This is a genomic window from Kitasatospora sp. NPDC056531 (assembly GCF_042794375.1).
GTDB lineage: Bacteria > Actinomycetota > Actinomycetes > Streptomycetales > Streptomycetaceae > Kitasatospora.
The window spans coordinates 1-2,185 of sequence record NZ_JBHTTU010000303.1 but is presented as its reverse complement, the minus strand read 5'-3'; the positions used below and the strand labels follow the sequence as shown (position 1 = coordinate 2,185).

2 protein-coding genes and 1 pseudogene are annotated in these 2,185 nt (G+C 66.5%); 1 reads left to right on the top strand and 2 read right to left on the bottom strand.

Going from position 1 to position 2,185, the window contains the following annotated elements; translation table 11 throughout:
- Window positions 1-335 precede the first annotated feature (335 nt).
- A complete protein-coding gene (locus tag ACFQ87_RS45865; protein ID WP_380616990.1) occupies window positions 336-1,625 on the top strand; it encodes a trypsin-like serine protease in 1,290 nt (429 codons plus the stop codon).
- A 45-nt stretch (window positions 1,626-1,670) separates the two neighbouring features.
- Here ACFQ87_RS45865 and ACFQ87_RS45860 read toward each other — a convergent pair whose 3' ends face one another.
- Both ACFQ87_RS45860 and ACFQ87_RS45855 read right to left on the bottom strand, forming a co-directional pair.
- The gene (locus tag ACFQ87_RS45860) at window positions 1,671-2,033 is read right to left on the bottom strand and encodes a transposase (protein ID WP_380616989.1); all 363 of its coding nucleotides are present in this window, start codon (window positions 2,031-2,033) and stop codon (window positions 1,671-1,673) included.
- A pseudogene (locus ACFQ87_RS45855) lies at window positions 2,008-2,185 on the bottom strand (IS30 family transposase); the annotation flags it as partial. The gene ACFQ87_RS45860 and the pseudogene ACFQ87_RS45855, both read right to left, overlap by 26 nt.

Here is a 2,185-nt window from a genome sequence, read left to right as displayed (position 1 = left end):
CTGTCGCCGGCTTGATCAACGAGTACCGCCGAGCAGGCTGACCACTCGACACCTTCCCAGCTCGCAGCCGGGTGAAGCCGTTTTGAAGCCCTACGCGCCGATCCCCTGCCACCTGACCGTCGTGGTGAGAGCCATGATCGTGTCCTTCGCCCTCGTCGTGCTGCGCCCCCCAAGTGCGACAAGCCGGTCGGAAGCGTTACGTACACGCCCTCGGCTCAGGTGCTTCACGTCAGCGTTACCGGCTTTCACGGCGCCGTTGGCAGGCTCGCCAAGCCGCGGCACGCATACGATCCGATAACTCCGCGTAACGGTTGTGCTACCCCTACGGTGGTGGCATGCGCCGAAAGAACGCTCTTGTCTACGCGGCAGCCGCGCTGGTCCTGGGCGCCGCGTCCGTCGCCGTCGCACGAGCCCAGGAGGGCACCGCCGGGAACGGCACCAGCGAGGCCAACATGACTCCGGCGATCCTGCTCAGCAGCGAGTACCACGAGAAGCATCTCCAGCCGATCGCGGACGAGATCCACCGGCTCGTCGACACCCGGCAGGTGGACGGCGGCTTCACGTCGATCGTGTTCCACGGTGACGAGCACTACGTCGAGCTGTACTGGAAGGGACCAGTACCAGCCAAGATCACGGATGCCGTCGACGCCTGGCGCTCCAACACCCGGGAGAAGATGCGGCACGAGCCGGCCGGGAGGGTGAGCCCCGACTACGAGGTCCGCTACCGGCAAGCCGCGTACTCTCAGGGTGAGATGGCCCAGGCCGTCGCCAGGTTCGTCGCCGTGGTGGGCAACGACGCCCGGGAGTGGTCGTCTATCTCCCCGGCCAACGACGGAAGCGGCTTGCTGCTCTCCTACCAGCCGAGGAACACCCGGCGCCTCGTGCCGGCGGGGTCGCCGGTGCGCGACTACGAGGCCCGGGTCGAGGAGATCGCGGGGATGCCCGTGCACCCTGAGGTCGGGTCCGTCGAGACCCCGGCCCGGGGGAGCAGGACCAACGACAGCCCGCCGTGGACCGCCGGTGCGGACCTGACCGTGTCCGACAACAGCCGCTGCTCCACGGGTGTCCCGGGATGGGTCAACAAGAAGCGGGTGCTGCTGACCGCCGCGCACTGCCAGACCAGCGGGAACGTGTACAACGGTCAACGCGTGATCGGTGAGGTCACCGCCGCCGACAACGCCCTGGACGTCGCGGTCATCACGACGGATCAGAGCACGGAGGCCCGGTTCTACAGTGGGTCGTGGAACAGCGGCGACAGCCGTCCGCTGTACGGCCCCGCGCGGATGGACCCGGGGCACACCGTCTGCTTCTCAGGTGCCACCAGCGGTTTTCACTGCGAGCTGGAGGTCACGCGTGTAGGCGTCCACACACCGTCCGGGCGGACGGACGCGACCGAGGTGAAGTCCCGCAGCGGCGGCATCGCTGTCGCCCAGGGCGACAGTGGCGGGCCGGCGGTCGCGAACCCGCAAGGGGATTCGATGGCGCCGGTCGGTGTGATCACCGCGGGGAACACGGACACCAAGATCGCCTGCTCGAACGTCTCATCGGTTACGACCTGCTATTCGACGGGCTACTACACCCCCCTGGACCCGGTGGTGTCGCGGTTCGGGTTCTCGGCGCCATGAGCCACCTGGCAACCTGAGCTTCCCCCGTTGCGCGGGAGGTGCTGTTTACCTGGTCAGGATGGGTTCAGGTGGTTCGACGGCCACTGGTTCGGCCGTCGCCTGGTTGGCGTAGTGCTTCGCCTCGTACTCGTCCGGGCTGAGCCAGCCGAGGCGCTTTTGGATGCGGCGGGTGTTGTAGAAGCCGTCGATGTAGGCGAACAATGCGAGGTCGGCGTCGGTGCCGGTCGCGAAGGTCGTGCGGCGCACGCACTCGGTCTTCAGGACGCTCCAGAAGTTCTCCGCGAGGGCGTTGTCGTAGGAGTCGCCCACGCTTCCCATGCTCGGCTCGATTCCCGCCTTCAGTAGACGAGTTGTGAGCTTGATGGACGTGTATTGCCCAGGTTCAACCAGTCGTTGCAACAACAGCACCCTGTTGGATCAACAGTAGCTGCTCGTTGAAGACTTCGGCGGGTGTCCTCCACCCCTGTGTCTTACGAGGGCGGCTGTTGAGTGCTGTGGCGACAGCGTCGAGGTCGCCACGAGTGTGCCTGCTGAGGTCGGTTCCCTTCGGGAAGTACTGA

Bases quoted from the DNA above. Each gene is read 5' to 3' on its own strand.
- ACFQ87_RS45865 (WP_380616990.1), top strand. From the start codon at position 336: ATGCGCCGAAAGAACGCTCTTGTCTACGCGGCAGCCGCGCTGGTCCTG.